General features: G+C 69.5%; 24 protein-coding genes and 1 pseudogene. 12 read left to right on the top strand and 13 right to left on the bottom strand.

Annotated elements, in window-relative coordinates:
* Positions 1–398: pseudogene (locus QSG27_RS16100) on the top strand (hypothetical protein); the annotation flags it as partial.
* Between the two features lie 42 nt (positions 399–440).
* Positions 441–1,019 carry a YceI family protein gene (locus tag QSG27_RS16095; protein WP_306707824.1) on the top strand — a complete coding sequence of 193 codons (579 nt, stop codon included), beginning with the start codon at positions 441–443 and terminating at the stop codon, positions 1,017–1,019.
* A gap of 10 nt (positions 1,020–1,029) precedes the next feature.
* Here QSG27_RS16095 and QSG27_RS16090 read toward each other — a convergent pair whose 3' ends face one another.
* Complete coding sequence (locus QSG27_RS16090; RefSeq protein WP_306707822.1) at positions 1,030–1,728, bottom strand: Crp/Fnr family transcriptional regulator; 699 nt, start codon at positions 1,726–1,728, stop codon at positions 1,030–1,032.
* Positions 1,729–1,884: 156 nt separating this feature from the next.
* On the opposite strand from QSG27_RS16090, the gene QSG27_RS16085 reads away from it, so the two are divergent.
* The gene (locus QSG27_RS16085) at positions 1,885–3,585 is read left to right on the top strand and encodes an adenylate/guanylate cyclase domain-containing protein (RefSeq protein WP_306707820.1); all 1,701 of its coding nucleotides are present in this window, start codon (positions 1,885–1,887) and stop codon (positions 3,583–3,585) included.
* Positions 3,586–3,628: 43 nt separating this feature from the next.
* Here the strand turns inward: QSG27_RS16085 and QSG27_RS16080 are convergent, their stop codons facing one another.
* From QSG27_RS16080 to QSG27_RS16070, 3 genes are all read right to left on the bottom strand, one after another.
* Positions 3,629–4,288 (bottom strand): TerC family protein, encoded by a 660-nt coding sequence (locus QSG27_RS16080; RefSeq protein ID WP_306707819.1) that lies wholly within the window; start codon positions 4,286–4,288, stop codon positions 3,629–3,631.
* A gap of 170 nt (positions 4,289–4,458) precedes the next feature.
* Positions 4,459–5,157, bottom strand: a complete 699-nt coding sequence (locus QSG27_RS16075) for a response regulator (RefSeq protein ID WP_306707818.1) — start codon at positions 5,155–5,157, stop codon at positions 4,459–4,461.
* Positions 5,154–7,883 carry a sensor histidine kinase gene (locus QSG27_RS16070; RefSeq protein WP_306707817.1) on the bottom strand — a complete coding sequence of 910 codons (2,730 nt, stop codon included), beginning with the start codon at positions 7,881–7,883 and terminating at the stop codon, positions 5,154–5,156. Before QSG27_RS16070 ends, QSG27_RS16075 begins: the two co-directional genes overlap by 4 nt.
* 356 nt (positions 7,884–8,239) lie before the next feature.
* On the opposite strand from QSG27_RS16070, the gene QSG27_RS16065 reads away from it, so the two are divergent.
* A complete protein-coding gene (locus QSG27_RS16065) occupies positions 8,240–8,719 on the top strand; it encodes a GFA family protein (RefSeq protein ID WP_306707815.1) in 480 nt (159 codons plus the stop codon).
* Between the two features lie 19 nt (positions 8,720–8,738).
* Here QSG27_RS16065 and QSG27_RS16060 read toward each other — a convergent pair whose 3' ends face one another.
* On the bottom strand, positions 8,739–9,512 hold the full coding sequence (locus QSG27_RS16060; RefSeq protein ID WP_306707813.1) for an ABC transporter permease: 774 nt from the start codon (positions 9,510–9,512) through the stop codon (positions 8,739–8,741).
* Positions 9,509–10,435, bottom strand: coding sequence for an ABC transporter ATP-binding protein (locus QSG27_RS16055; RefSeq protein WP_306707811.1), 927 nt, complete (start codon positions 10,433–10,435; stop codon positions 9,509–9,511). The genes QSG27_RS16060 and QSG27_RS16055 overlap by 4 nt, the downstream gene beginning before the upstream one ends.
* Positions 10,436–10,662: 227 nt before the next feature.
* On the opposite strand from QSG27_RS16055, the gene QSG27_RS16050 reads away from it, so the two are divergent.
* On the top strand, positions 10,663–11,346 hold the full coding sequence (locus tag QSG27_RS16050; RefSeq protein WP_306707809.1) for an HD domain-containing protein: 684 nt from the start codon (positions 10,663–10,665) through the stop codon (positions 11,344–11,346).
* 188 nt (positions 11,347–11,534) lie between these two features.
* Positions 11,535–13,472, top strand: a complete 1,938-nt coding sequence (locus QSG27_RS16045) for an O-linked N-acetylglucosamine transferase, SPINDLY family protein (RefSeq protein WP_306707807.1) — start codon at positions 11,535–11,537, stop codon at positions 13,470–13,472.
* Positions 13,473–13,589: 117 nt separating this feature from the next.
* On the opposite strand, the gene QSG27_RS16040 is transcribed toward QSG27_RS16045, so the two are convergent.
* Positions 13,590–13,784, bottom strand: coding sequence for a hypothetical protein (locus tag QSG27_RS16040; RefSeq protein ID WP_306707805.1), 195 nt, complete (start codon positions 13,782–13,784; stop codon positions 13,590–13,592).
* A gap of 247 nt (positions 13,785–14,031) precedes the next feature.
* Here QSG27_RS16040 and QSG27_RS16035 point away from each other — a divergent pair, with 247 nt between their 5' ends.
* A complete protein-coding gene (locus QSG27_RS16035; protein WP_306707803.1) occupies positions 14,032–14,640 on the top strand; it encodes a helix-turn-helix domain-containing protein in 609 nt (202 codons plus the stop codon).
* A 79-nt stretch (positions 14,641–14,719) separates the two neighbouring features.
* Positions 14,720–15,760 (top strand): DUF808 domain-containing protein, encoded by a 1,041-nt coding sequence (locus QSG27_RS16030; protein ID WP_306707801.1) that lies wholly within the window; start codon positions 14,720–14,722, stop codon positions 15,758–15,760.
* A gap of 69 nt (positions 15,761–15,829) precedes the next feature.
* Here QSG27_RS16030 and QSG27_RS16025 read toward each other — a convergent pair whose 3' ends face one another.
* The 3 genes from QSG27_RS16025 to QSG27_RS16015 all read right to left on the bottom strand — a co-directional run bounded on the left by QSG27_RS16025 (position 15,830) and on the right by QSG27_RS16015 (position 18,761).
* Positions 15,830–17,107: a TRAP transporter large permease gene (locus QSG27_RS16025; protein WP_306707799.1), complete on the bottom strand. Its 1,278-nt coding sequence runs from the start codon at positions 17,105–17,107 to the stop codon at positions 15,830–15,832.
* Positions 17,104–17,622, bottom strand: a complete 519-nt coding sequence (locus QSG27_RS16020; RefSeq protein ID WP_306707797.1) for a TRAP transporter small permease — start codon at positions 17,620–17,622, stop codon at positions 17,104–17,106. Before QSG27_RS16020 ends, QSG27_RS16025 begins: the two co-directional genes overlap by 4 nt.
* A gap of 155 nt (positions 17,623–17,777) precedes the next feature.
* Positions 17,778–18,761: a C4-dicarboxylate TRAP transporter substrate-binding protein gene (locus tag QSG27_RS16015; RefSeq protein WP_306707795.1), complete on the bottom strand. Its 984-nt coding sequence runs from the start codon at positions 18,759–18,761 to the stop codon at positions 17,778–17,780.
* Positions 18,762–18,936: 175 nt separating this feature from the next.
* On the opposite strand from QSG27_RS16015, the gene QSG27_RS16010 reads away from it, so the two are divergent.
* Complete coding sequence (locus QSG27_RS16010) at positions 18,937–19,656, top strand: GntR family transcriptional regulator (protein WP_306707826.1); 720 nt, start codon at positions 18,937–18,939, stop codon at positions 19,654–19,656.
* Between the two features lie 64 nt (positions 19,657–19,720).
* Here the strand turns inward: QSG27_RS16010 and QSG27_RS16005 are convergent, their stop codons facing one another.
* On the bottom strand, positions 19,721–20,611 hold the full coding sequence (locus QSG27_RS16005; RefSeq protein ID WP_306707793.1) for a LysR family transcriptional regulator: 891 nt from the start codon (positions 20,609–20,611) through the stop codon (positions 19,721–19,723).
* Between the two features lie 159 nt (positions 20,612–20,770).
* The gene (locus QSG27_RS16000) at positions 20,771–21,253 is read right to left on the bottom strand and encodes an Lrp/AsnC family transcriptional regulator (RefSeq protein ID WP_306707791.1); all 483 of its coding nucleotides are present in this window, start codon (positions 21,251–21,253) and stop codon (positions 20,771–20,773) included.
* Positions 21,254–21,393: 140 nt separating this feature from the next.
* Between QSG27_RS16000 and QSG27_RS15995 the strand changes: the two genes are divergently transcribed.
* The 3 genes from QSG27_RS15995 (at position 21,394) to QSG27_RS15985 (ending at position 25,543) form a co-directional block, all read left to right on the top strand.
* Positions 21,394–23,802, top strand: a complete 2,409-nt coding sequence (locus QSG27_RS15995; RefSeq protein ID WP_306707788.1) for a transketolase — start codon at positions 21,394–21,396, stop codon at positions 23,800–23,802.
* 83 nt (positions 23,803–23,885) lie between these two features.
* Positions 23,886–24,971 (top strand): site-2 protease family protein, encoded by a 1,086-nt coding sequence (locus tag QSG27_RS15990; RefSeq protein ID WP_306707786.1) that lies wholly within the window; start codon positions 23,886–23,888, stop codon positions 24,969–24,971.
* Between the two features lie 104 nt (positions 24,972–25,075).
* On the top strand, positions 25,076–25,543 hold the full coding sequence (locus QSG27_RS15985; protein ID WP_306707785.1) for a DsrE family protein: 468 nt from the start codon (positions 25,076–25,078) through the stop codon (positions 25,541–25,543).
* A gap of 10 nt (positions 25,544–25,553) precedes the next feature.
* Here QSG27_RS15985 and QSG27_RS15980 read toward each other — a convergent pair.
* A partial coding sequence (locus QSG27_RS15980; RefSeq protein WP_306707783.1) for an aminotransferase class IV occupies positions 25,554–26,132 on the bottom strand: 579 nt, incomplete at its 5' end.

The raw sequence follows: 26,132 nt of genomic DNA, 5'->3' as shown, positions 1-26,132 counted from the left end.
CCGCCGCGGTGGCGGTGGGCGGGGTGGCGCTGGTCGGCGCCTCGGCCTCCGTGGCGCAGCTCGCCTTCGCGCTGGCTGCGGCCACCGGCGGGCTGCTGCTGTGGAACTGGCCGGTGGAGCGCCATGCCTGGGGCAACGCCGGTCAGGCGGCGCTGGGCATCCTGGTGCTGCTGGCCGCCACGCTGACCTTCTTCTCCTCCGCCCGCGCCGAAGCCCTGCTGCTGGTCCTGCCCGCCTTCTTCGCCGACCGGCTGCGCGACCGCCTGCCCCTGCCCCGGACGGCGGCGGGACGGGCCATGGGGACCGTGGCGCTGACCGTTCTCGCCCTGGTGCCGGCCATCGCCGCCGTGGGCGTCGCCTTCCTTCTTTCCGCCGGTTCCGACGTGTCCGGCTACTGACCGATCCGACCCATTCCTTCAAACCGACAAAGGACCCGAACCATGAAGCGCCTTCTCGCCGCCGCCGCCCTGTCCGCTCTCGTTGCCCTGCCGCTGACGGCGCAGGCCGCCCCGGTCGCCTACAAGCTGGACCCCGCCCACACCGCCGTGGTGTTCATCGTCGACCATCTGGGCTTCTCCAAGGCGGTGGGCCAGTTCAACACGGTGGCCGGCGAGCTGTCCTTCGACAAGGACGCGGCGGACAAGAGCGCGCTGTCGGTGAGCATCGACACCGCCAGCATCGACACCAACCACGCCAAGCGCGACGAGCATCTGAAGTCGCCGGACTTCTTCAACGTGAAGGAGTTCCCCAAGCTGACCTTCAAGAGCACCAAGATCGAGAAGACCGGCGACAAGACCGGCAAGCTGCACGGCGACCTGACCCTGCTGGGCGTCACCAAGCCGGTGGTGCTGGACGTCACCTTCAACAAGGACGGCGTCAGCCCGGCCAGCAAGCTGGAGACGGTCGGCTTCTCCGCCCGCGGCACGATCGAGCGCTCCGACTTCGGCATGAAGTACGGCGTGCCGAACATCGGCGACGAGATCCAGATCATCATCGAGTCCGAGGCGGTGAAGGCTTAAACGCCCACCCTCAGTCCTCCTCCGCCGCCTGCCGGATCCGGTCGCGCAGGCGGCGGGTGTCCAGCAGGACCAGCGCCCCCCGCCGCTTCTCCAGCAGCCCGTCGCGCTCCAGCGCGCCCAGCTCCCGCGAGACCGCCTCGCGCCGGGTGCTGACGCGGGCGGCGAGGTCGGCGTGGGGCGGCGGCGGGGAGACGGTGGCGGTGTGCTCTCCCCGCCCGTCGGGCCGCGCCAGCCGCAGCAGTTCCGCGTAGATGCGGTGGCGCACGTCCAGCGTGTTGAACTCGTTCACCCGCGTGGCGAGCTTCCGGATCTCCCCGGCCAGCAGGACCATCACCTGATCGCAGACGTCGGGGTGGCGGTGGACGCAATCGCGGAACAGCGGGGCGGGCAGACAGGCGACGGTGGCGTTGGTCACGGCGACGATGCCGGCGGAGCGCGCCTTGCCGTCGATGGCCGCCAGCTCCCCGAAGAACTCCCCGGCGGGGATGTCGCGCAGGATCACCTCCCGCCCGGAGATCGCGCGGATCTTGACCCGGACCAGACCGGCGGCCACGACGAAGACGTCGGTCCCCTCATCCTCGAAATCGATGATCCATTGCCCGGCCTCCACCCGGCGCCAGAGGCAGCGGTCCTCCAGCGCCCGCAGGTCGGCGGGAGAGAGGGAGCGGAACAGCGCCGCTCCCGCCAGCGTTTCGGTCCGGCGCCTCATGAACGGGGCCTCATGAACGAGTATGGGTGTCGGGCTGTGGCATGGCGCGGGATCATCCCATACTATGCCGGGGGCCGCCACGCACAAGCCGAGCCCCACAGACCGAGCCCGCCGACCGACATGGACGCCCGTCCCATCCGCCGCCCGGAACCGTTCATGAAACGCCGGATCGAACGCCCGTTGCGCCTGTTCACCGGCCTGACGCTGTTCACCTTCGTCATCACCCATTTCATCGCCCACGCCGCCGGCCTGCTGCTTCTGCCGGCGATGGAGGTGGCGCGCCACACCCTGCTGTGGGTCTGGGACACGCCGCCGGGGCAGGCGCTGCTCGCCGGTTCCTTCGTCACCCACGCCGGGCTGGGGCTGTGGGCGTTGTACCGGCGCCGCCACCTGCGCATGCCCGCGGGGGAGGCTTGGCAGCTCGGGCTCGGCCTGTGCATCCCGCTCCTGCTGATCTCGCACGGCATGACGGGGATGTTCGCCGACGATCTGTACGGCGATCCGCTGACCTACCCGCGGGCGATCGTCCTCTACTGGATCACCGCGCCGGAAACCCTGCTGTGGCGGCAGCTCCTTCTGCTGGTGATCGTCTGGATACACGGCTGCATCGGGGTGCGCGGCTGGCTGATGCTGAAGCCCTGGTACCGGCAGCGGGCGGCGCTGCTCGGCGCCTTCGCCATGCTGCTGCCGCTGCTGGCGCTGGCCGGGATCGTCAACGCCGGCTGGGACGCCGAGCGCCGGGCCGCCGCCGACCCCGCCTACCTGGAGCAGTTCCGCCCGCCCCCCGCCGGCTCTCCGGAGGCGGAGAACCGGGCCGCCCTGGCGGCGCTGAGCGGCGGGGTGTTCAACGCCTATGTCCTGCTGCTGGTCGGCACGCTGGGTCTGCGGCAGTACCGCAACTGGCGGGCGCGGACGACCAGCCCCGTCCGCATCGCCTATCCCGGCGGGCGCGCGGTGACCGTCCCGCGCGGGACCACCGTGCTGGAGGCGAGCCGGGCCAACGGCATCCCCCACACCGCGCTGTGCGGCGGGCGGGGCCGCTGCTCCACCTGCCGCGTCCGGGTGACCGAAGGGGCGGAGGCCCTGCCGCCGCCCAACCCGACGGAGCGGGCGGTGCTGGAGCGGATGAAGGCGCCCCCGTCCGTCCGGCTGGCCTGCCAGCTCCGCCCCGTGGCGCCGCTGTCGGTCACGCCGCTGCTGGCGGCGCGGGACAACGGGCGCACCTTCGCCGTCTCCACCCCCATGGACAGCGGACGGGAGCTGGCGATCACCGCCCTGTTCGTGGATTTGCGGGGATCGACCTCGCTGGCGGCGGAGCGGCTGCCCTTCGACGCGCTGTTCATCGTCACCCGCTACGTCCAGGTGGTCACCGACGCGATCCGGCGGCAGGGCGGCTATGTCATCGCCATCGCGGGCGACGGGGTGATGGGCATGTTCGCCGACGAGCGGGACCCCGCGGCGGCGGCGGCCAGCGCGCTGCGCGCCGCGTCCGACCTGTGGCGCGACATCGAGCTGCTGAGCCGCGACCTCGCCGAGGAGCTGGACCAGCCCCTGGCCTTCGGTGCCGGGGTGCATTCCGGCCTTGCCGTGGTCGGGGCGGTGGCCTGTTCGGAGGACGGGTCGCTCCAGTTCATCGGCGACACCGGCAACGTCGCGGCGCGGCTGGAGGAGATGACCAAGCAGCTTGACGCCACGGTGGTCTTTTCCGACGCGGTGGCCGAACTGGCGGGCTGCCGGCGGCTGGAGCATCTGGAGCGCCGGGCGGTGGCGATCCGGGGCCGCGACGGCACGCTGGGGGTGCGGGCGGTGCGCCGTCTGGAGGATTTGCGGGCGGTGCTGGAGGGCGGGAGCGCTTGAAGAAAAACCCCCCGTCCGGAGGGGCGGGGGGTTTTTCTTTTCGTCAGAGCAGGTGGGCCTGGGTCAGCACTTCGTTGCCGCCGCGCCAGATCATGTCGAGCGCCACATAGGTGATGATCGCCAGACCGATCCAGCCGATCCAGCGGTGCTTGTGCAGGACATGCGCGATCATGTTGGCCGCGGCCCCCATCAGCACGACCGACAGCAGCAGGCCGATGACCAGGATGGTGGGGTGGTCCTTCGCCGCGCCGGCGACGGCCAGCACGTTGTCCAGCGACATCGACACGTCCGCCACCACGATCTGCCAGACCGCCGCGCCGAAGGTGGTCGTCGCCACCGCCGCGCCCACCGCGGCGTCCCCCGCGCCGGAGCCCGTTGCGGCCAGCGCCTCGTCGGGCGCCACCTCGTCCGCCCCGTGGGAGCGCAGTTCGCGGTACATCTTCCAGCAGACCCACAGCAGCAGCACGCCGCCGGCCAGGGTCAGGCCGATGATCGCGAGGAGCTGGGTGGTGATCAGGGCGAAGAAGATGCGCAGCACGATGGCCGCGCCGATGCCCCAGAAAATCACCTTGCGGCGCTGTTCCAGGGGCACCGCGGCGGCGGCCATGCCGACCACGATGGCGTTGTCGCCGGCCAGAACCAGGTCGATGGCGATCACCTGCCCAAGGGCGGTGAGCTGCGACCAGAGATCGACGCTTTCCATATGAAAATTCTCTTCGAGGCTGCGGGTGGGCTCAGTTGCGGTATCCGGTCATCTCTTTTCTTGGGGCTCGCGGTGGGAACAGCGGCCCGGGTGCTTCTGTCGCACGAATTCGCGCCCCGCGCAGCAGGTTTAGCGTGCAGCGGTGGGTTGCGTCAGGGGGTGGAACGGGATCAATCGGCGGCGCGCAGCCGGTAGCCAACCCCGGTTTCCGTCAGGATGTGCAGCGGGCGTTCCGGCTCCCGTTCGATCTTCTGGCGGAGCTGGCGGATGTAGATTCTCAGATACTGCACGTCCGTCTCGCCGCCCCAGACCTCCTTCAGGATGAAGCGGTGGGTCAGCACCTTGCCGGCATGGGCGACCAGCAGGCGCAGCAGGTCGTATTCGCGGGGCGACAGCTTCACCTCGGCGCCGCGGACGGTCACGATCCGCCGGACCAGATCGACGGCAAGGTCACCGCTGCGGAACAGCGGGCGCTCCCCCTGCTGTTGCAGGCGGTGGCGCAGGGCGGCGCGGATGCGGGCCAGCAACTCGTCCATGCCGAAGGGCTTGGTCACGTAATCGTCGGCGCCGAGGTCCAGCGCCTCCACCTTTCCCGCCTCGTCGGCGCGGCTGGACAGCACGATGATGGGGGTGGCCACCCCGTCGCCGCGCAGGCGGCGGATCACCTCCAGCCCGCCGACGCCGGGCAGGCCGAGGTCGAGCACCAGCAGGTCCGGCGGGCGCCGCCGCACCTCCTCCAGCGCCTTCGCGCCGTCCTCCGCCTCCGCAATGTCGTAGCCCTGGGCGGACAGGGTGGTGCGCAGGAAGCGGCGGATCGGCGGCTCGTCGTCCACCACCAGGACGCGCAGCGGCAGGGATTCGGACCTCATGGCGCGACCTCTTCCTCAAGTCCGGGCAATGCGGCGGCGGCGGGCATGGTCAGGGTGAAGACGGCGCCGGAGCGGTCCTTGCGGTTGCCGGCGGCGATGCGGCCTTCCATCGCCTCGACGAAGCCGCGGCAGATCGCCAGCCCCAGCCCGGTTCCGGCGCGCTGCCGGTCCTGGGCCTGGACGCGGTAGAACTTGTCGAAGATCCGTTCCACGTCCGCCGCGGGAATGCCCTCGCCCTCGTCCAGCACCTCGATGCGCACCTGTCCGTCCTCCCGGAACGCCCTGACCCGGATCAGCGAGCCCGTAGGCGCGTATTTGGCCGCGTTGTCCAGCAGATTGAAGAGAACCTGTTCGAACAGCACGTCGTCCGCCTCCAGCATCGGCAGGTCGGCGGCGAGGTCCACGTCCACCATGTGCCCGGCCAGGATGCGGCCCGCCCGCTCCAGCGCGCTGCCCACCGTCTCCGTCAGATCGACGGGGCCGGTGCGCGGGCGGATGGCCCCCGATTCCAGGCGCGTCATGTCCAGCAGGTTGGCGATGAAGCGGTTCAGCCGCTCCGCCTCCTCCTGGATGGTGGCGGCGAGGTCGCGGCGCGACGCCTCGTCCATCCGGGCGCCGTAGGCGGTCAGGCTGGTCGCCGATCCCAGGATGGAGGCCAGGGGCGTCCGCAGGTCGTGGGAGATCGAGGTGAGCAGGGCCGAGCGCAGCCGCTCCGTCTCGGCGGCCAGCCGGGCGCGGTCCACGTCCTCGGCCAGGGTGACGCGCTCGATGGCCAGCGCCGCCTGATCGGTCAGCGCGTCGAGCAGCCGGCGCTGGTCGGGGGTCAGCAGGGCGCCGGGCTTGCCGGTGCGGGCGGTGTCGGTGTCGATGCCGACCACCCCGACCGGGCCGCGCCCGGTGCGCAGGGGAAGGAACAGCCATTTGGCGCCGGGCAGCGTGTCCGACCCGCGCCCGGCGGGCCGGTTGTTCTCCCACGCCCAGACGGCGGCGGCGCGGTCGGCCTCCCGCAGCTCGTCCTCCGGCGGGTAGCCGGCGCGGACGGCCACCGTGTTCCCTTCCGGCAGCAGCAGGACCACATGCACCTTCAGCATCGCGGCGATCTGGTGGGCGGTCGCCCACAGCAGGTCGTCCATGGTGACCACCCCGGCCAGTTTGCGGCTGAAGCCGTAGAGGTCCTCCGTCGTCTTGGCGCGCAGGCGGGCGGTGACGGCCTGGGCGCGCACGCGGGCGGTCAGGTTGCTGGCGATCACCGCGACCACCGCGAAGAAAAACAGCGCGACGATGTTCTCCGGATCGGCGATGGAGAAGGTGTAGAGCGGGTTCAGGAAAAAATAGTTGAAGGCCAGGATGCTGGCGACGCAGGCGTAGAGCGACGGCCCCAGTCCGCCGGTCACCGCGCTGGTCAGCACCGCCGTCAGGAAGACCAGCCCGACGTTCCCGACGTCCAGGACCAGATGCAGCAGTTCCCCCACACCCAGCGCCAGCGCGACATAGCCGGTGGCGGCGGCGTAGGGCCACCAGGACAGGGCGGGTCGCCGGGGAGCGGCGGTGCGCACCGTCTTGGGCGGGATCGGCTCCGCGGCGTCGTCGGCGATGACGTGGACGCTGATGCCCCCGGCCCGCCGGATCAGCCGGAAGGCGACGGAGCCGCGCAGCAGTTCGGCCCAGGGCGGGCGGTGGGACTTGGCGATGACGATGTGGGCGACGTTGTTGGCCCGCGCGTAGTCCACCACCGTGCCGGCCACGTCGCCGCCGGGAATGGTCACCGCCTCGCCGCCCAGCTTCTCGACCAGCCGCAGCGCGTCGGCGATGCGGTCGCGCTCGGCCTCGGTCAGGCGCAGGCTGCGCGGGGTTTCCACATGCAGGGCGGTCCAGTGGGCGCGCAGCCGGTCGGCTTGGCGGCGGGCGTAGCGGACGACGGCGGCGCAGGCCGGGTCCTCGTTCACGCAGACCAGAAGCCGTTCCCCCGCCGCCCAGGGGCCGGCGATGGCGTGGGCCTGCATGTGGGTGAGCAACTGGTCGTCCACCCGCTGCGCGGTGCGGCGCAGCGCCAGCTCGCGGAGCGCCGTCAGGTTGCCGGGGGAGAAGTAATGGCGGATGGCCCGCTCGGCGGTGTGCGGGACATAGACCTTGCCGTCCTTCAGCCGCTGGATCAGGTCGTCCGGCGTTATGTCGATGACCTCGATGTCGTCGGCGCGGTCGAGGATGGAATCCGGCACCGTCTCGCGCACCCGCACGCGGGTGATCCGGGCGACGACGTCGTTCAGGCTCTCCACATGCTGGATGTTCAGGGTGGTGTAGACGTCGATCCCGGCGGCGAGGATCTCCTCCACGTCCAGATAGCGCTTGGCGTGGCGGCTGCCGGGGGCATTGCTGTGGGCCAGCTCGTCCACCAGGGCGATGGCCGGACGGCGGGCCAGGATGGCGTCGAGGTCCATCTCCTCCAGCAGGCGGCCCCGGTATTCGATCCTGCGGCGGGGGATGGTTTCCAACCCGGCGAGCAGCGCCTCGGTTTCGCGGCGGCCATGGGTTTCGACCACGCCGGCCACCACATCCACGCCGTCGCGGCGCTTGGCCTGGGCGGTCAGCAGCATCTCGTAGGTTTTGCCGACCCCCGGTGCGGCGCCCAGGAACAGCTTCAGCCGCCCGCGCCCCTCCCGCACCGCTTCGCGCAGCAGCGCTTCGGGCGAAGGCCGGGTGGGGTCGGCGGGGCGGTCGTTCGGCATGCGGCGGGTGGCTTTCAGAGCGGATCGGCGATTCCCTTACCCCTTCCCCGCCTTGCGGGAGCGCGGACGGGGACTCCTTCGTTGACCTTCAGCTAATGCTTCGCCGTGGCGGCGTCGAGGACAAGGTTGATGCGCAGGACGTTCATGACCGACCAGGGCGGAGCCGACGACCGTCCCGTTCGGTCAGGCTGCGTCCGATGCGCGTATAAATTCGAGGGGGCAAAGGGCGGCCTGGAATATAAAACGCATATAGGCCGGCCATCCCTCGGGACGGCCTCTCCGCGCCGGAATGGGCTTTCGCCTGTTCAGGAAAGGGGCGCCGCAGCCGGGCGCCCGTGGATCGGAGGAGAGGACGGATGAAGCTCGACGGGTCCTGCCACTGCGGTGCGGTGCGTTTCTCGGTGGACGCCTATGCGCCGGTCCCCTACCTGCGCTGCTACTGTTCGGTCTGCCGCAAGACGGCGGGCGGGGGCGGCTACGCCATCAATCTGGGGGCCAGGGCCGACACGCTGAAGATAACGGGGGCGGAGCACGTCACGGTCTTCCACGCCCGCATCGACGGGCAGGAGAGCCCCGGCGAGCGGCGCTTCTGCTCCCGCTGCGGCTCCGCTTTGTGGGTGAGCGACCCGCGCTGGCCGGAGCTGGTCCATCCCTTCGCCAGCGCCATCGACACGCCCCTGCCGGAGGCGCCGTCCCACGTCCACATGATGCTGGGGTCCAAGGCCAATTGGGTGCCGGTCCAGGCCGGGCCGGGGGACGAATGCCGCGACGACTATCCGGCGGAGTCGTTGGAGGACTGGCACCGGGTGCACGGAATGCCGGACGGCGAGGGGTGATCCCCGCCGTCCGGAGCCGTCACGCCTTCAGCCGGTAACCCGTCCGGAAGATCCACCAGACCGCCGTCAGGCAGAGCGCCAGGAACAGGGCGGTCATGGCGAGGCTGATCCCCACCGGCACGTCGGCCTGCCCGTAGAAGCTCCAGCGGAAGCCGCTGACCAGATAGACGACCGGGTTGAACAGGGTGATCTTCTGCCACAGCGGCGGCAGCATGCTGATCGAATAGAAGCTGCCGCCGAGGAAGGCCAGCGGCGTGATGATCAGGATCGGCACGATCTGGAGCTTCTCCCAGCCGTCCGCCCAGATCCCCAGGATGAAGCCCAGCAGGCTGAAGGTGACCGAGGTCAGAACCAGGAAGGCGGCCATCCAGAACGGGTGCTGGATCGAGTAATCGACGAACAGCCGGGCCGTCAGCAGGATCAGCACGCCGAGGATGATCGACTTGGTGGCCGCCGCCCCGACATAGCCCACCACCGTCTCGAAGGCGGAGATGGGGGCCGACAGCACCTCGTAGATCGTGCCCGAATAGCGCGGCATGTAGATGCCGAAGGAGGCGTTGGACACGCTTTCCGTCAGCACCGACATCATGACGAGGCCGGGCACCAGGAAGGCGCCGTAGGTCACCCCGTCCACCGCCGTGAAGCGCCCGCCGATCGCCGCCCCGAAGACGATGAAGTAGAGCGAGGTGGAGATGACGGGGGCGGCGATGCTCTGGAACAGCGTGCGCCAGGTGCGGGCCAGCTCGAACAGGTAGATGGCCTTGACCGCATGAAGGTTGATGGGGGAGGTCATGCCCGCTCCTTCACAAGGCTGACGAAGATCTCCTCAAGGGAGCTTTCCTCGGTGTGCAGGTTGGTGAAATCGATGCCGTGGTCGCCCAGCTTGCGGAGAAGCCCGGCGATGCCGGTGTGCTCCTCCTGCGTGTCGAAGCTGTAGACCAGCTCCCGCCCGTCGCCGGACAGGGCCAGGGGATAGCCGGCCAGTTCCGCCGGGATGGACTCCAGCGGGTTCTGGAGCTGAAGGGTCAGCAGCCGCTTGCCCAGCTTGCGCATCAGCGCCGCCTTGTCCTCCACCAGGACGATGCGGCCGTCGGAGATGACGCCGATGCTGTCGGCCATCTCCTCCGCCTCCTCGATGTAGTGGGTGGTCAGGATGATGGTCACGCCGCTGTCGCGCAGGCGCCCGATCATCTCCCACATGCCGCGGCGCAGTTCCACGTCCACCCCGGCGGTCGGCTCGTCGAGGAAGAGGATGCGCGGCTCGTGCGACAGGGCCTTGGCGATCATCACGCGGCGCTTCATGCCGCCGGACAGCGCCATGACCTTGCTGTCCTTCTTGTTCCAGAGGGACAGATCCTTCAGCACCTTCTCGATGTGGGCGGGATCGGGCGGCTTGCCGAACAGCCCGCGGCTGAAGCTGACGGTGGCCCAGACGCTCTCGAACGCCTCGGTCGTCAGCTCCTGCGGGACGAGGCCGATCAGCGACCGCGCGGCGCGCCAGTCGCGCACGATGTCGTGCCCGTCCACCGTCACGCTGCCGCCGGTGGCCCGGACGATGCCGCAGATGATGCTGATGAGGGTGGTCTTGCCCGCCCCGTTCGGCCCCAGAAGGGCGAAGATCTCGCCGCGCCGGATGTCGAGATCGACCCCCTTCAGCGCCTGGAAGCCGGTGGCGTAGGTCTTTTCCAGCCCGCGCACCTGAATGATCGGCTGCATGTCTCCCCTCTGCCTGTCGGTCGGCCCGGTCCGGGCGGGCGTCACCTTAACGGCGGGACGATCCGCGGTCACCGGGCATTCGGCGCGGTGCAACCATTCCGGATAGGCGGGACCTTATTCGGGGGTCCCGATTTGGGGGAAGGAAAAGGCCGCCCACAAATGATTTCGGGACAACCGCCCTGCCCGTCCCCATATTATGTAAAAAGCACTGAAGAGGACGAGCGCTCATGCCGAAGGATGTTGTGCTCAGCGATGTCGATGTTTGGGAAAGCTCCATCACCACATGGCTGCGTTCCAACGCGGCCGAGGACCCGGCCCACGACATCGACCATCTTCTTCGCGTCTGGCGCACCGCCAAGGCCCTGGCCGCGGCGGAGGCCGAACGGGACGGCGGGCCGCCGCCCGACATGCTGGTCGTGCTGGCCGCCGCCCTGCTGCACGACATCGTGAACGTGCCGAAGGACCACCCGGACCGCAGCCGCGCCTCCCGCCTGTCGGCGGACCGGGCGGAGGAGGTCCTGCGCGGCATGGGCTTCCCGGACGCGCTGATTCCCGCCACCCGCCACGCCATCGAGGCGCACAGCTACTCCGCCGGTATCCCGCCGCTGACCGTGGAGGCCAAGCTGGTCCAGGACGCCGACCGCCTGGAAAGCCTGGGAGCCATCGGCATCGCGCGCTGCTTCGCCACCTCCGGCCTGATGAAGCGGGCGCTGTTCCATGGCGAGGACCCGCTGGCCGAGGGCCGCCCGCTGGACGACCTGCAATACGCGCTGGACCATTTCAAGGCGAAGCTGCTGCTGCTTCCCAACACGATGCAGACCCCGGCGGGCCGGGAACGGGCGCGGGAGCGGGCGGCCTTCCTGCTGTCCTTCCAGGTGCAGCTTCTGGCGGAGATCGCCGGGGACGCCTGACGTCTCCTTCCATGGCCTGCGGGTGGGGCAGGTCCGACGACAACGCTCCCCCGCCGGACCGGGAGTGCGCTACCATACCCGGATTGAGGGCATCGCCAGGGCGGTGCGGCTCACGCGGACCGGGCTGCGGCAATCGCGGCGCGGTGCGGAGCGTTGGGTGAATCGAGAAAAGCAGGGTCGTTTTGGATATGAACAAGAACAGACACCGCAGCGGCCCCCCCGGGCCGGACATGCGCAAGCTGTCGGACGCCCTGGCTCTGGCCCGGAGAAACGATCTGGGGCGTGCCGTCGCGTTGTTCGAGCAGGCGACCAGAGACGTCGCCTTGAACACTCTGATCGCGAATCCCCAGATCGCGGCCTTCGGGCGTGACCTCTACGCGGCGGCCGGGAACGACGCCTTCCAGAACCAGCGCTACGACGACGCCTTGGCCGCCTTCGAGCTGGCGCTCCGCCACGACCCGAATCACCCCGGAATCCAGCTCAACATCGGCAACACCCTGTTCCGGATGGGCGCGTTCGACCGCGCCGCCGGCACGCTCGAACGGGCGCGGCGCCTGCAGCCCGGCCATCCGGACACTCTGCTCAGCCTCTCGGCGGTGCTGTTTCAACTGGAACGTCTGGAAGAGGCGGAGCGTTTGGCCCGCCGGGCGGCGGCGGCGGCGCCGCACGCTCCCGCCGTGTGGTTCAATCTGGGAACGATTCTCAAAGGGCGGAACAGGCTGGGCGCCGCGGCGGAAAGCTATGGCCGCGCGCTGAAAATTGCGCCGCAGAACCCGACTGCGACGGTCGGGCTCATCCAGACGAAGCAGCAATCCTGCGACTGGTCCACGTTCGACGAGGACGCCGGGGAACTGGAGGCCATCGCCTCGCAGGGGGTGCCGGTGCAGGCGTCCATGATGCTGTCCCACCGCGTTTCCGCCGGATCGCTTCTGGCGGCGGCGCGGGCGCACGCGCAGACGATCCGGTCGAAGCCGGTGCGGCTCAAGGCGAAGCACAACAAGGCGGACGTCGCCACCATCGCCTATCTGTCGAACGACTTCCGCCAGCATCCGGTCGCGCAACTGTTGGCGGAGGTGCTGGCGCTGCACGACCGGTCGCGTTTCCGCGTGATCGCCTACAGCTACGGCCCGGACGACGACGGCGTCGAGCGCCGGCGCGTCCGCGAGGGCGTGGACCGGTTCGTCGACATCGATTCCCTGACCGCGGAGGAGGCCGCCGAGACAATCCGCCGGGACGGCGTGGACATCCTGATCGACCTCAAGGGCTACACCGGCCATCCGAGGCCGCACATCCTCGCCGCCCGTCCGGCCCCGCTGCAGGTGCAGTTCCTGGGCTATCCCGGCACCATGGGCGCGCCCTGGATCGACTACATCCTCGCCGATTCCGTTGCCCTGCCTCCGGAGTTGGAGAGCGGCTTCGCGGAGGCGGTCGCGCGGATGCCCCATTGCTTCATGCCGCGGGACCGCCGCGGCGAGGTCCCGCCGCCACCGCCGCGTGCGGCCTGCGGGCTTCCTGCGGACGGGTTCGTGCTGGCCTGCTTCAACAACGCCTACAAGATCACGCCCGAGGTCTGGGCGGTCTGGATGTCGTTGCTTCGCCAGATTCCCGACGCCGTGCTGTGGCTCGCCCGGACGAACGCCGAGGCGGAGCGGAATCTGCGCCGATCCGCCCTGTCGGCGGGCATCGCCGCGGACCGTCTCGTCTTCGCGTCCTGGGCGCCGTCCCTGGGCGACCATCTGTCCCGGTTGCAGAACGCCGACCTGATGCTGGACACCCTTCATTATGGCGGCCACACGACAGCGAGCGACGCGCTGTGGGTCGGGCTTCCGGTGGTGACGTGCCCGGGACGGACGTTGCAGTCGCGCGTGGCGGCCAGCCTGCTCCACGCCGCGGGCATCCCCGGGTTCGTTGCGGAGTCCCTGGCGCAGTATGAAAGCGCGGTTCTCCATTGGGCGAACAACCGCGGCGACCTCGGAACCTTGCGGGCCGCGTTGCGCGCGGGTCGCGACGGCGGTCCGCTGTTCGATATGGACGGCTACACGCGCTCGCTGGATCGGGCGTTCCTGACGATGCTGGAGCGGCAGCGCCGGGGGAAGCCTCCGGCGACCTTCACGCTCACCGGGTAGAGCGCATGGGTGAAACGAAAAAGGACCGCTCCGGAGGAGTCGGTCCTTTTTCGGTCCTTTTTTCCGGCCCGGATGGGCGGGCCGCCGTGTCGGGGGGCCGTATGGCCCTGCCGCCGGTCATTCGCGCATCAGCGTCGGCAGATCGAGCGTCGAGGTGCTGGCCGCCGGGGCAAAGGCGCCGGACGAAACGGCCTGGTATACAATGTACAGCGGCGTGGCCGAGAACCAGGCGCCGGCGAACTCCGTAACACCCTTGGCGATCTGCGACAGAAGGCCGTCGTGGTGGCTGTGATGGGCGGAAGCGTAGGCCATGGTGTGTCTCCTCTTGGCTGATGGGTTTAGTGTGCCGTGGTATACCCAATACCAGAAGCGCTATGCCCGCAGGGCAGCAAGACCGAAAAATTACAGCTTGTTCAAGCGTTTATGGTCAAAACAGTCGGTCAAGCGAACAAATGCCGAGGGTTCGGCATGGCGCCCCCCGCATGATTGCGTATGTGTTTGCGAGCGAATCACGTATTCTCTCCATCGTTGCCCCTGGGGATAATCCGGAGAGCCGTCCGTGCCGGCGCAAGAGTGGCCGCAGATCGTCCGCGCTTTGAGGAGTCTGCACGGCCTGACCCGCGCGCAGTTCGCCGTCATGCTGGCCATCACCGAAGAAACCGTCGCCCGCTGGGAAGCCGGCACCGCCCTGCCCGACCCGCGGGAGCAGACGCTGCTGCGCGACGTTCTGACCGGCCATTTCCGGCACCACCCCACCTTCCTCGGCCTGAAGGCGATGGTGCGGAACATGGGGGAGAAAAGCACCCTCTACACGCCCGGCCTGATCGCGCAGGCGGTGTCGCCGCCGCTGGCGCGCTGGATCGAGAAGCACCGGTTCGACATCCTCGGTTCCTCCCTTCTGCCCCGCATCGACGGGCTGACCGCGGAGATGATGGAGCGCTACGCCCTGCCCATGCTGGAGGGGACGAACGACGTCCTGTCGGTCACCTACAACGACCGGGCCGTGGCCTTCCGCAACGCCGTTCTCAACCGCCGGCTGAGCGTCGTGCCGGTGGACGGCGTGCGCGTGCTGGTGCTGGTGGACCGGGTGCTCTATCTGGACGACGGGCGGGCCACGCCGGACCTGGACCTCCGCGTGCTGACCGCCGACGAACTGGCGGACGGCTGACCGGCCCTTCCGAAGGTCCGGCTTGCTCCCGGCGGCGTTCTCTGCTCCATGGACGCCGGTACGGAGGGGAGCCAGGGCCTTGAGCACGGGATTGATCGCACTGCTGGACGACGTGGCCGGGTTGGCGAAGGTCGCCGCCGCCTCGCTGGACGATGCCGCCGGACAGGCGGCGCGGGCGGGGGCCAAGGCCGCCGGGGTGGTGGTGGACGACGCCGCGGTGACGCCGCGCTACGTGGTCGGCTTCACCGCCGACCGGGAACTGCCGATCATCGGCAAGATCGCGCTGGGATCGCTGAAGAACAAGCTGGTCTTCCTGCTGCCGGCGGCGCTGGCGCTCAGCCTCGTGGCGCCCTGGGCGATCACGCCGCTGCTGATGCTGGGGGGCGGCTTCCTCTGCTACGAAGGGGCGGAGAAGGTGTGGGAGGCGCTGCGGCCCCACGCCGCGGATCACGACGGCGGTGGAGCGGGCGCCGCGGCGCAGGACGCCGCGCAGTTCGAGCGGGAGAAGGTCAACAGCGCCATCAAGACGGATCTGATCCTGTCGGCGGAGATCATGGCCATCGTCCTGTCCACGGTCGCCGCGGAAACCTCGTCCTTCTGGATGCAGGCCGCCGTTCTCGCGCTCGTTGGGGCGGGAATCACCGGTCTGGTCTATGGCGCGGTGGCGCTGATCGTGAAGGCCGACGACGTGGGCCTGTCGCTGGCGCAGAACGGGCGCCCGGCGGCGAGCCTGCTGGGGCTGCGCAGCGCGCCTCCCGGCGCGCCGGGCGGGGCCGACCGGGCGCTCGCCCTGGTGACGCAGGGGATCGGGCGCGGTCTGGTCAAGGGAATGCCGGTCTTCCTGAAGCTGCTGGCCCTGGTGGGCACCGCCGCGATGCTGTGGGTCGGCGGCGGCATCGTCGTGCATGGGCTGGAGGGCTTCGGCCTGACGGCGGTCGGGCACGCCATCCATGGCGCCGCCGTTGCGGCGGGTCACGCGGTGCCGGCGGTGCAGGCCGCGGTGGAATGGCTGGTGGCGGCGGCGGGGGCGGGCCTGTTCGGGCTTCTGCTGGGCGCCCTGCTGATCCCGCTGGTGCACAAGGTGATCGAACCGGTCTGGGGCATGATGACCGGGAAATGACCCGGCCCGGGGACAATGCGAAGGGGCGGCCCGGTCCGGTCCGCCCCCTGAAAGCAAAGCCCCCGTTCCTTACATCAGCATGTTCGGCAGGAACAGCACCAGCCCCGGCCAGAGCGTCAGCACGGCGACCAGCAGGACGATGGTGCCGACGAAGGGCAGCGATTCGACGACGTACTCCTCCACCGGGCAATCCAGCAGGCTGCACACCGTGTACATGGCGACCCCCACCGGCGGCGTCATGGAGCCCAGCGTGACGATGGTCATCATCAGGATGCCGAAATGCACCGGATCGACGCCCAGCGGCGTCACGATGGGCAGGAAGATCGGCGTCAGCAGCAGCACCAGCACCGTGCTTTCCACGAACAGCCCGGCGATGAACAGGAAGATCAGGATCAGCGCGACCACCAGCAGCGGGTTGGTGGTGAGCTGGGTCATCGCCTCGGCGATGCTCTGGGGCGCCTGCTCGAAGATGATGGCGTAGCCGACCATGCCGGAGAACAGGATGATCAGCATGATCAGGCCGGTGTCCACCACCGCTTCCTGAAGCGCCTCGGCCACGCCGGCCCAGGTCAGCTCCCGGTGCAGAAGGAAGCCCACCACCGCGGCGTAGACGACGGCGAAGGCGCCGACCTCCGACGGGGTGAACAGGCCGCCGCGGATGGCGAACAGCAGGGCCACCGGGAACAGCAGCGCCCATTTGGCGTCGGCTACCGCCCGCCACACGGCGCGCAGGGTCGGGCGTTCCGCCATTTCCGGGCGGTAGCCGCGGCGCCGCGCGATCAGCCACACGGTCAGCATCAGCCCGGCCATCATCATGAAGCCCGGAATGACGCCGGCCAGGAACAGCCGCCCGATCGACACGTTGCCGACGAAGCCGTAGAGAATCAGCCCCAGGCTGGGCGGGATGGTCGCGGTGATCAGCGACCCGACCGCGATGGCGGCGGCGGTGAAGCCCTTCGAATAGCCGCGGGCGATCAGGCTGGGGCCGAGGATGCGCGCCTCCATCGCCGCGTCGGCCACCGCCGACCCGGAGACGCCGCCCATCAGCGTGGACAGCACGATGCACACCTGGGCCAGCCCGCCGGACATCCAGGACACCAGCACGTTGGAGCAGTTGATCAGGCGGCTGGTGATGCCCGTGCGGTTCATCATGTGGCCGGCCAGCACGAAGAAGGGCACGGCCAGCAGCGGGAAGCTCTGCGAGGCGGAGGCGACCTGCTGCACCCCGATGGACATCGGGATGATGTCGTTCGTGGCGAAGAAGGAGAAGCCGGCGATGCCGATGGCGAAGGCGATCGGCAGCCCGAACGCCATCAGCGCGAAGAAGGTGACGGCAAGCAGGGTCACGGCACGACCTCCTCGATGTCGCCGGTTTTGGGGGCCGGCGCGAAGACCGGCTTGGGGTGGCGGCGCAGCTCGCGCAGCGTGTCCAGGATCTGTCCGGTCAGCGTGACGGCCAGCAGCAGGCAGCCCACCGGCACCGCCGCCGTCACGAAGGCGTAGCTGATGCCGCTGTCGCCGAACTGGCGCTCCAGGTTCAGCATGGTCAGCCGGTAGCCCATCACCGTCATGGTGACGAGGAAGGCCAGGACCAGCACGCCCAGCACGATATCCAGCACGGCGCGGGTCGAGTCCGGAAGGCGCTTGACCAGATAGTCGATGCCGATGTGGGCGCGCTTGCGCAGCGCCATGTCGGCGCCGAGGAAGGCGACCCAGACGAACAGAAGCTGCGCCACGTCCACCGACCAGACCAGGGGATGGCCGAACCAGCGCATGACGCCGGCGGCGAAGACGAGCAGCACGATGGCGGCGAGGAGAAGCATCGCCAGGAAGGCTTCTCCCTTATGGAACCAGGAGGACATGGTGGCAGTCCCTTGATGGCGGCCCATGATGGCGGCGGGGAACGGGGATGCGGGGGACAGGCGCTGGCTGGGGACGTTTTGCCCCCACCCCGGCCCTCCCCTGCGTCAGCGGGGGAGGGCCGGGGTGGGGGCAAGGCCAGGACCCTGACCCCGCGTCAGTTCTGCAGCAGCCGCTCCACCTCCTTGTGGAGTTCGGCGTAGCCCAGCTTCTCGTAGACCGGCGCGGTGGCCTTGCGGAACGGGGTCACGTCGATCTCCTCGATCGTCACGCCCTTCTCCTTCATCTGCTTCTCGAAGTCGGCGAGCGACGCCTCGGTGGCGCGCGACGCGCTGTCACCGGCCTTCAGCGCCTCCTCCTTCAGGATCTTTTGCTGCTCCGGCGGCAGCTTGTCGAACCAGGCGGCGCTGGTGACGATGCCGGTGATCAGGTTGATGTGGCCGGTCTTGGTGACGCGGTTGGTCACTTCATACAGGCGGGAACCGAAGCTGGCGGGGTGCTGGGCCTCCACGCCGTCGATCACCTTCTGCTGAAGGCCGGTGTAGACCTCCGACCAGCCCATCGGGGTCGGGGTGGCGCCCATGGCGCGGATCGTCTCCATCCACACCGGCGCGCCCGGCGTGCGCATGCGGATACCGGCGAGATCCGCGGGGTCCTTCACCGGCTTGTTGGTCAGCAGGTGCCGTTCGCCCTGCCACCAGTTGAAGGAGAGCACCTGATGCCCCGACGCCTTGCGCAGCTTGTCCGCCCACTGGTCGAACATGGGGGAGGTGACGACCTTGCGGATGCCGTCGTAGCCCTGCGCGAGGTAGGGGCCGCCCAGCACGCCGAACTCCTTCACGAAGACGGCGAGGCGCCCGCCGTCCACGACCACCGCGACGCCGGCTCCGGCGCGCGCCTGCTCCAGCACGTCCTCGTCCTTGCCGAGCTGCGAGCCGGGGAACAGCCGGACGGCCATCTTGCCGGCGGACCGCGCCTCGACGTTCTTCTTGAACTCCTCCAGCCCCCTATAGAGCGGGTCCTGCTGCGCCAGCGCGGTGTTCACGCTGAGCGTGTAGTCGGCGGCGAGCGCGCCGCCGGCGATGGTGACCAGCGTCAGGCCGAGGGCGGCCGCGCGCCATGTGCGGGTGATGATGCTCATGTCTCCTCCCCCTTTGAGGAAAAACCCTTGATGCGCTCAGGCAATTGTTTGATCCACGACTGGTATGGTAGTATACAAGAATGGTGTTGTCCATGGGCTTGCGAACGATGCAGGATGATTCCGCCGCCCGGCGTCGTTCGGGTGGAGGGTCGGCAGGAAGGATGGAAGGGTGACCATGTTGAGGAGGATCGAACCGGATTCGGCGGAACCCGTGGCGCGCCGCGTCTTCCGGGAACTGCGCCACGCCATCGTCACGATGGAGTTCCGGCCCGGCCAGCCGCTGTCCGAACAGGAGGTCGCCGGCCAGTTGGGCGTCAGCCGCCAGCCGGTGCGCGAGGCCTTCATCAAGCTGAGCGAGTCCGGGCTGGTCCTCATCCGCCCGCAGCGCGGCACCTTCGTGGTGAGGATCTCGGCCAAGCAGGTGATGGACGCCCGCTTCGTCCGCGAAGCGGTGGAACTGGCCGTGGCGCGCAAGGCCGGCGAGGGGCTGCCGGCCCGTGTCGTCCAGGAACTGGAGGCCAACCTGAAGGGACAGCGTGAGGCCGCCGGAAGCACGAATCCGACGGCCTTCCTGGAACTGGACGAAGCCTTCCACCGCACCATCGCACTGGGGGTGGATTGTGAATACGCCTGGAGGGTGGTGGAGGAGACCAAGGCCCAGATGGACCGTGTGCGCTACCTCAGCCTGCCGCAGGCGACCCCGCTGGACCGGCTGATCGCCCAGCACGAGGGGATCGTGGAGGGCATCCGGGCGCGCTGCCCCGACGCCGCGGAGGCGGCCATGCGCCTGCACCTGCGCGAGATCCTGACCTCCCTGCCGGAACTGGCCCGGCGCTTCCCCGACCTGTTCGACAGCGATTCCACCCCCGCCGAGCCGGTGGCCGAATCCGCATGAACGGCGGCGGGCGCGGAGCCGTCAAGCGCCGCGCCCGCAGGGTACCCGACCTGTTGGGCGGTGGTCAGAACTGGCTTTCCGCGACCTTGCGGATCAGGAAATCGCGGAAGACCGCGATGCGCTTGGAATGGCGCAGTTCCTCCGGATAGACGAAGAAGGCATCGACCTTCGACCCGGATTGCTCGGGCAGCACCCGCAGGATGTCGCCGAGGCCGGCGACCAGATAATCGGGCAGCGAGCCGATGCCCAGCCCGCTCTCCACCGCGCGGAAGATGGCGTAGAGGTTGTTGACCTGAAGAACCGTGCGATTGCGGGCCACCGGCTCGGTGACAAGATCGCGCAGCCAGTGGGTGTTGGCGAAGGGCGGCCTCATTTCCTGCGGGTAGGTGACCAGATCGTGGGACGCCAGATCGGCCACCGTCTGCGGTTCGCCCCGCCGCTCCAGGTAACGGCGGTGCGCGTAGAGGTGGGAGCGGAAGGTCATCAGATGCCGCTGGATCAGGTCCGGCTGGCGCGGCGGGCTGACGCGGATCGCCACGTCGGCCTCGCGCATGCCCAGATCCAGCTCGGTGTCCGTGATCATCAGGGTGAGCTGGATGTCCGGGTAGAGCGCCAGGAATTCCCCGATGCGCGGGGTCAGCCATGTGGAGCCGAAAGCCGTCGTGGCCGTCACCTTCAGCGGGCCCTTCGCGGCGTCCTTGCTTTCGCCCAGCATCGCCTGGGTCATCGACAGCTTGGCGAAGATGTCGCGCGCCGCGTGGTTCAGCAGTTCGCCCTGCTCGGTCAGGATCAGGCCGCGGGCGTGCCGGTGGAACAGCGGAACGCCGAGGCTGTCCTCCAGCGCGCTGATCTGCCGGCTGACCGCCGATTGGCTGAGGTTGAGGGCCTCGCCCGCGTGGGTGAAGCTGCCGGCCTCGGCCACAGCGTGGAACACCCGCAACTTGTCCCAGTCCATCATCCTGTCCTGCTTCCCGATGCCTTGAACCATCCATGGGGGATTCGCCGCGCGTCCCCCTTTTCCAATACTGTTTATGGCAAAACGCGCCCCAGGTCTTCCATCGTGAACGTCAGAGGACAAGGCGGCGCCTATTAGACGTCTAATGCCGTGCCCCGCTCAGCCTGCCAGATGGCCCAGCGGCAGGGCCGTGCGGTAGCGCACCTGCTTCAGCGCGAAGCTGGACCGGATGTTGGCGACGCCGGAAATCCGCGTCAAATGATCCTTCAGGAAGCGCTCGTAGCTGGCGAGGTCGGGCACCACGACGCGCAGCAGATAATCGGCGTCGCCGGTCATCAGGTAGCATTCCATCACCTCCGGCAGCGCCATCACGGCGGCCTCGAAGGCGTCGATCCGCTCCTCCACCTGCCGTTCCAGGCTGACGCTGACGAAGACGTTCACCGGCAGATCGACCGCGGCGGGATCGACCAGGGCGACGTGGCGGGTGATGACGCCCGCCTCCTCCAGCGCCTTCACCCGGCGCAGGCAGGGGGACGGCGACAGGCCGACGCGCTCCGCCAACTCGTTGTTGGGCATCCGCCCGTCCTGCTGGAGCAGGGCGAGGATTTTCCGGTCGATGCGGTCGAGTTTGATTTTTGGCATTTCGTGCCGCCCTGCCCTTCCTTGCGCAATCGGATGCTAAACCTGCGGCGTTCCGGGCGCCACTTTGCAAACGCCTGCCGTGCCACAAATGATAGGCTCTGCCCATCATCGACAAACGTTCCGTTGAAGGGGGAACCGACATGGACGCGACCGTTCCGAACCACGCCGACCTCGCCTGCCTGCGCGAGCTGGAGCGCAAGGTTCTCTGGCTCGCGTCCTGGACGATCCACAACGCCAACCACGTCCGCCCCAACCAGGACGGGCTGAAGATCGGCGGGCATCAGGCGTCCTCGGCCTCGCTGGCGACGATCATGACGGCGCTCTATTTCCAGGCCCTGCGCCCGGAGGACCGGGTGGCCGTGAAGCCGCACGCCAGCCCGGTCTTCCACGCCATCCAGTATCTGCTGGGCAACCAGACGCGCGCGAAGCTGGAGAACTTCCGCGGCTTCAAGGGCGCGCAGTCCTACCCGTCGCGGACAAAGGACGTGGACGACGTGGACTTCTCCACCGGCTCGGTCGGGCTGGGGGTGGCGCAGACGCTCTTCGCCTCGCTGGTGCAGGATTATGTGAAGGCCAAGGGCTGGGCGAAGGATCTGCCGGAAGGGCGCATGGTGTCGCTGGTCGGCGATGCCGAGATGGACGAGGGCAACATTTTCGAAGCCCTCCAGGAAGGCTGGAAGCACGGGCTGCGCAACACCTGGTGGATCGTCGATTACAACCGCCAGAGCCTGAACGCGGTGATCCGCGAGGGGCTGTGGGAGCGGCTGGAGAACATCTTCCGCGCCTTCGGCTGGGACGTGGTGATCCTGAAATACGGCACGCTGATGCAGGCGGCCTTCCAGGAGGAGGGCGGCGAGCGGCTGCGCGCCTGGATCGACCAGTGCCCGAACCAGCTCTATTGCGCGCTGACCTACCAGGGCGGCGCGGCGTGGCGGAAGCGGCTGCTCGACGATCTCGGCGACCAGGGGCCGGTCACCCGCCTGATCGAGCGCCGCAGCGACGAGGAGCTGGCCCGGCTGATGGGCAATCTGGGCGGCCACGACCTGCCGTCGCTGCTCGACGCCTTCGCCCAGGCGCGCACGCACGACCGGCCCGTCTGCTTCATCGCCTACACCATCAAGGGCGCGGGGCTGCCTCTGGCCGGGCACAAGGACAACCATTCCGGCCTGATGACCCCGGCGCAGATGGACGGCTTCCGCGCCGCCAACGCCGTCCGCGCGGGCCATGAATGGGACCGCTTCGAAGGGCTGGCCCTGCCCGCGGAGACGCTGGACGCCTTCCTGAAGCGGGTGCCCTTCGCGGCCAAGGGGCGCCGCCGCTATGGCGCGGCGGCGGTCCCGGTGCCCGCGGCGTTGGCGGTCCCGGCGCAGAAGGCGCTGTCCACCCAGGCGGCCTTCGGTCTGATCCTGAACGAGCTGGGCCGGGAGCGGACGGAGCTGGCGGAGCGCATCGTGACGACCGCGCCGGACGTGACGGTCTCCACCAACCTCGGCGCCTGGGTGAACCGCCGCGGCCTGTTCGCCAAGAGCGCGCTGGCCGACCTGTTCAGGAAGGAGCGCATCCCCTCCACCTACACATGGGACTTCTCGCCCGACGGCCAGCATTTCGAATTGGGCATCGCGGAGTCCAACCTGTTCATCCTGCTGTCGGCGCTGGGCCTGTCCCACGCGCTGTTCGGGGAGCGGCTGCTGCCCATCGGCACCGTCTACGACCCCTTCGTGATGCGGGCGGCGGACCAGATGAACTACGCCTGCTATCAGGACGCCCGGTTTCTGCTGGTGGCGACGCCGTCGGGCGTGTCCCTGGCGCCGGAAGGCGGAGCGCACCAGTCCATCGCGACGCCGCTGGTCGGGATGGCGCAGGACGGGCTGGCCTGCTTCGAGCCGGCCTTCGCCGACGAGCTGGCCGTCACCATGCGCTGGGCCTTCGACTACTTGCAGCGGGAGGGCGAAGGAAAACCGGACGAACAGAACTGGCTGCGCGACGAGACCGGCGGCTCGGTTTATCTGCGCCTGTCCTCCCGCGTGCTGGAACAGCCGGTCCGGACCATGGACGCGGAGCTGGAGCGCGGCATCGTGCAGGGCGCCTACTGGCTGCGGCGGCCCGGCCCGAACGCACAGGTGGTGGTCGCCTACAGCGGCGCGGTGGCGCCGGAGGCCATCGAGGCGGTGGGCTGGCTCGGCGAGGACCGGCGGGACGTCGGGCTGCTGGCGGTGACCTCCGCCGACCGGCTTCACGCCGGCTGGAGCGCAGCGCAGCGGGCGCGCGAGCGCGGCAAGGCCCACGCGCGCTCCCACGTCGAACGGCTGCTGGAGGGGGTGCCGTCCCACTGCGCGCTGGTGACGGTGCAGGACGGGCATCCGGCGGGGCTGGGCTGGCTGGGCTCGGTGCACGGGCACCGCACGCGGGCTCTGGGGGTGGAGCATTTCGGCCAGACCGGCACCATCGCCGACCTCTACCGCCATCACGGCATCGACGCCCAGGCCATCGTCCGCGCGGCGGAGGCGCTGTCCCCCGGCCGCCCGGTCCGCCATCTGAAGGCGGTGTAGCGGGTATTCCGAACAGGCCCGTCCCGTCTCGCACTCCGGAACACCACATAAGGATCGTATCCACAGCGCGAGGCGAGGTCGGGATGAGCTGGTCGATCCCCATCGGCACCGTGAAGGGTACGGTGATCCGCATCCACATCACCTTCTTCCTGTTCCTTCTGTGGATCGGCGCCGCCTACCATGCCCAGGGCGGCTGGCCGGCGGCGCTGGAGGGGGTGGTCTTCCTCTCGCTGCTGTTCCTGTGCGTCCTGCTGCACGAGTTCGGGCATGTCTTCGCCGCCCGGCGCTACGGCGTGCGGACGCCGGACATCACCCTGCTGCCCATCGGCGGGGTGGCCCGGCTGGAGCGGCTGCCGGAAAAGCCGTCGCAGGAGCTGGTGGTGGCGCTGGCCGGGCCGGCGGTCAATCTGGTGATCGCGGCGCTGCTCTACGCGGCACTCGGCGGCTTCGTGCCGGCGGGGGCGGCGGAGGTGCAGAACGCCGGCATCGACGTGCTGTCGCGGCTGGCCGTGGTCAACCTGTTCCTGGCGCTGTTCAACCTGATCCCGGCCTTCCCCATGGACGGCGGGCGCGTCCTGCGGGCGGTGCTGGCGAGCCGGATGGGCTATGTCCGCGGCACGCAGGTGGCGGCGTCGGTCGGGCAGGCGGTGGCCATCGGGCTGGGGCTGCTGGGGCTGTTCGGCAACCCGCTCCTGCTGTTCATCGCCCTGTTCGTCTATCTGGGTGCCGCGTCGGAGGCGCACGCGGTGCAGATGCGCGAGATCACCCACGGCGTCGCGGTGTCGGACGCCATGGTCACCCGCTTCGAGACCCTGCCGCCCTCCGGCGTGCTGGAGGACGCGGTTCAGTGCCTTCTGCGCACGACGCAGCACGAGTTTCCGGTGGTGGACGGGTCCGGGGCGCTGCGCGGCGTGCTGACCCGCGACGATTTGATCCGCGCCCTGCGCGACCGCGGCCCGGACACGCCGGTTCTGGAGGTGATGCGCCCCGACATTCCCATGGTCCACCGGGGTGGCAAGCTGGAGGAGGCGCTGCGCCTGATGCAGGAGAAGAGCCTGCCCGCGGTCGGCGTGGACGACGGGAACGGGCGGCTGGTCGGCTTGGTGACTCCGGAAAATGTGGGGGAGATGATGATGGTCCAGGCCGCCAAACACGCCATGCGCCGCTGACGGCCTCCCCCTTCCGTCGCGGTGCCTCTCCCTTCGGGAACAAGCCGTGGGCGGGGTCATTGTGCTAGGACAGCGGATGCCCCCGCACCAGTAGGGAGGATGACATGGCGATGCACCCCACGCGCCGGGCGGCGCTGGCCCTGGCCGGCTTCGCGGGCATGACCGCCTCCCTGGCGGGACGGAAGGCCGGGGCGGACCAGCCGCTCGTCCACCGCGTCGCCCTCCAGGTCAGCGCCAACGATCCGGCGCTGATGAACATGGCGCTGAACAACGTCAAGAACATCATCGAATATTACAGGAACAGCGGCGAGCAGGTGGAGGTCGAACTGGTGACCTTCGGCCCCGGTCTGCACATGCTGCGCGCCGATCGCTCCCCGGTGAAGGAGCGGTTGACCTCCCTGAAGGGAAGCCTGCCGACGCTGACCTATTCCGCCTGCGAGAACACCCGCAACGGCATGATCCGCGTGGAGCAGGGCGAGGTTCCGATGGTGCCCGAGGCCAAGCTGGTGCCGTCCGGCGTCGTCCGGCTGATGCAGCTTCAGGAAGAGGGCTGGTCCTACATCCGCCCGTGAGCCGGGCGCGTCACTCCGCCTCGGCGTCCCGCAGCAGGGCGGCGGTCACCGGCCCGACGCTCCCGGCGCCGATGTCCTGCCCGTCCACGCGCAGCAGCGGGCGAATGCCCAGGCTGTTGGTCAGGAAGGCTTCCCCGGCCCCCAGCAGATCGGCGACGGAGATGGGGGCTTCCTCGACGCCGCCCCGTTCCAAAATCAGCGCGCGGCGGATGCCCGGCAGGGCGCCCTCCGCCACCGGCGGCGTCAGCGGGCGCCCGTCACGGACGATGAACAGGTTCGCCACGCTGGCCTCGGCCAGCCGGCCCGCGCCGTTGAGCAGAAGCGCCTCCCCCGCGCCGCGCGCCGCGGCTTCCTGCCGGGCGAGGATGGAATCCAGATAATTGAGCGACTTCAGGCGCGACAGCGGCGAATGCTCGTTGCGCCGGGTCATTTGGGCGATCACCGCCTCCACCGGCCCGGCGGGCGGTGGAGCGGGCGCCAGGGTTATCAGCAGCGTGGGCACCGCGTCCGCTGGAGGCAGCACGCCGCGCGCCCCGGTGCCCCGCGTCAGGGTCAGCCGCAGCACGCCGTCGGCGCGGCCCTGTGGTCG

Source organism: Azospirillum isscasi (assembly GCF_030849505.1).
Lineage (GTDB): Bacteria > Pseudomonadota > Alphaproteobacteria > Azospirillales > Azospirillaceae > Azospirillum > Azospirillum isscasi.
Note: the sequence above shows the minus strand (reverse complement) of the source record. Positions and strands in the feature narration are given on the sequence as shown.

Coding starts and splice junctions, on each gene's coding strand:
- QSG27_RS16010 (WP_306707826.1), top strand. CDS start 18,937: ATGTTGAGGAGGATCGAACCGGATTCGGCGGAACCCGTGGCGCGCCGC.
- QSG27_RS15990 (WP_306707786.1), top strand. CDS start 23,886: ATGAGCTGGTCGATCCCCATCGGCACCGTGAAGGGTACGGTGATCCGC.
- QSG27_RS16095 (WP_306707824.1), top strand. CDS start 441: ATGAAGCGCCTTCTCGCCGCCGCCGCCCTGTCCGCTCTCGTTGCCCTG.
- QSG27_RS16045 (WP_306707807.1), top strand. CDS start 11,535: ATGAACAAGAACAGACACCGCAGCGGCCCCCCCGGGCCGGACATGCGC.
- QSG27_RS16085 (WP_306707820.1), top strand. CDS start 1,885: ATGAAACGCCGGATCGAACGCCCGTTGCGCCTGTTCACCGGCCTGACG.
- QSG27_RS16020 (WP_306707797.1), bottom strand. CDS start 17,622: ATGTCCTCCTGGTTCCATAAGGGAGAAGCCTTCCTGGCGATGCTTCTC.
- QSG27_RS16060 (WP_306707813.1), bottom strand. CDS start 9,512: ATGACCTCCCCCATCAACCTTCATGCGGTCAAGGCCATCTACCTGTTC.
- QSG27_RS16005 (WP_306707793.1), bottom strand. CDS start 20,611: ATGGACTGGGACAAGTTGCGGGTGTTCCACGCTGTGGCCGAGGCCGGC.
- QSG27_RS16000 (WP_306707791.1), bottom strand. CDS start 21,253: ATGCCAAAAATCAAACTCGACCGCATCGACCGGAAAATCCTCGCCCTG.
- QSG27_RS16015 (WP_306707795.1), bottom strand. CDS start 18,761: ATGAGCATCATCACCCGCACATGGCGCGCGGCCGCCCTCGGCCTGACG.
- QSG27_RS15985 (WP_306707785.1), top strand. CDS start 25,076: ATGGCGATGCACCCCACGCGCCGGGCGGCGCTGGCCCTGGCCGGCTTC.
- QSG27_RS16070 (WP_306707817.1), bottom strand. CDS start 7,883: ATGCCGAACGACCGCCCCGCCGACCCCACCCGGCCTTCGCCCGAAGCG.
- QSG27_RS15995 (WP_306707788.1), top strand. CDS start 21,394: ATGGACGCGACCGTTCCGAACCACGCCGACCTCGCCTGCCTGCGCGAG.
- QSG27_RS16050 (WP_306707809.1), top strand. CDS start 10,663: ATGCCGAAGGATGTTGTGCTCAGCGATGTCGATGTTTGGGAAAGCTCC.
- QSG27_RS16040 (WP_306707805.1), bottom strand. CDS start 13,784: ATGGCCTACGCTTCCGCCCATCACAGCCACCACGACGGCCTTCTGTCG.
- QSG27_RS16075 (WP_306707818.1), bottom strand. CDS start 5,157: ATGAGGTCCGAATCCCTGCCGCTGCGCGTCCTGGTGGTGGACGACGAG.
- QSG27_RS16080 (WP_306707819.1), bottom strand. CDS start 4,288: ATGGAAAGCGTCGATCTCTGGTCGCAGCTCACCGCCCTTGGGCAGGTG.
- QSG27_RS16065 (WP_306707815.1), top strand. CDS start 8,240: ATGAAGCTCGACGGGTCCTGCCACTGCGGTGCGGTGCGTTTCTCGGTG.
- QSG27_RS16090 (WP_306707822.1), bottom strand. CDS start 1,728: ATGAGGCGCCGGACCGAAACGCTGGCGGGAGCGGCGCTGTTCCGCTCC.
- QSG27_RS16055 (WP_306707811.1), bottom strand. CDS start 10,435: ATGCAGCCGATCATTCAGGTGCGCGGGCTGGAAAAGACCTACGCCACC.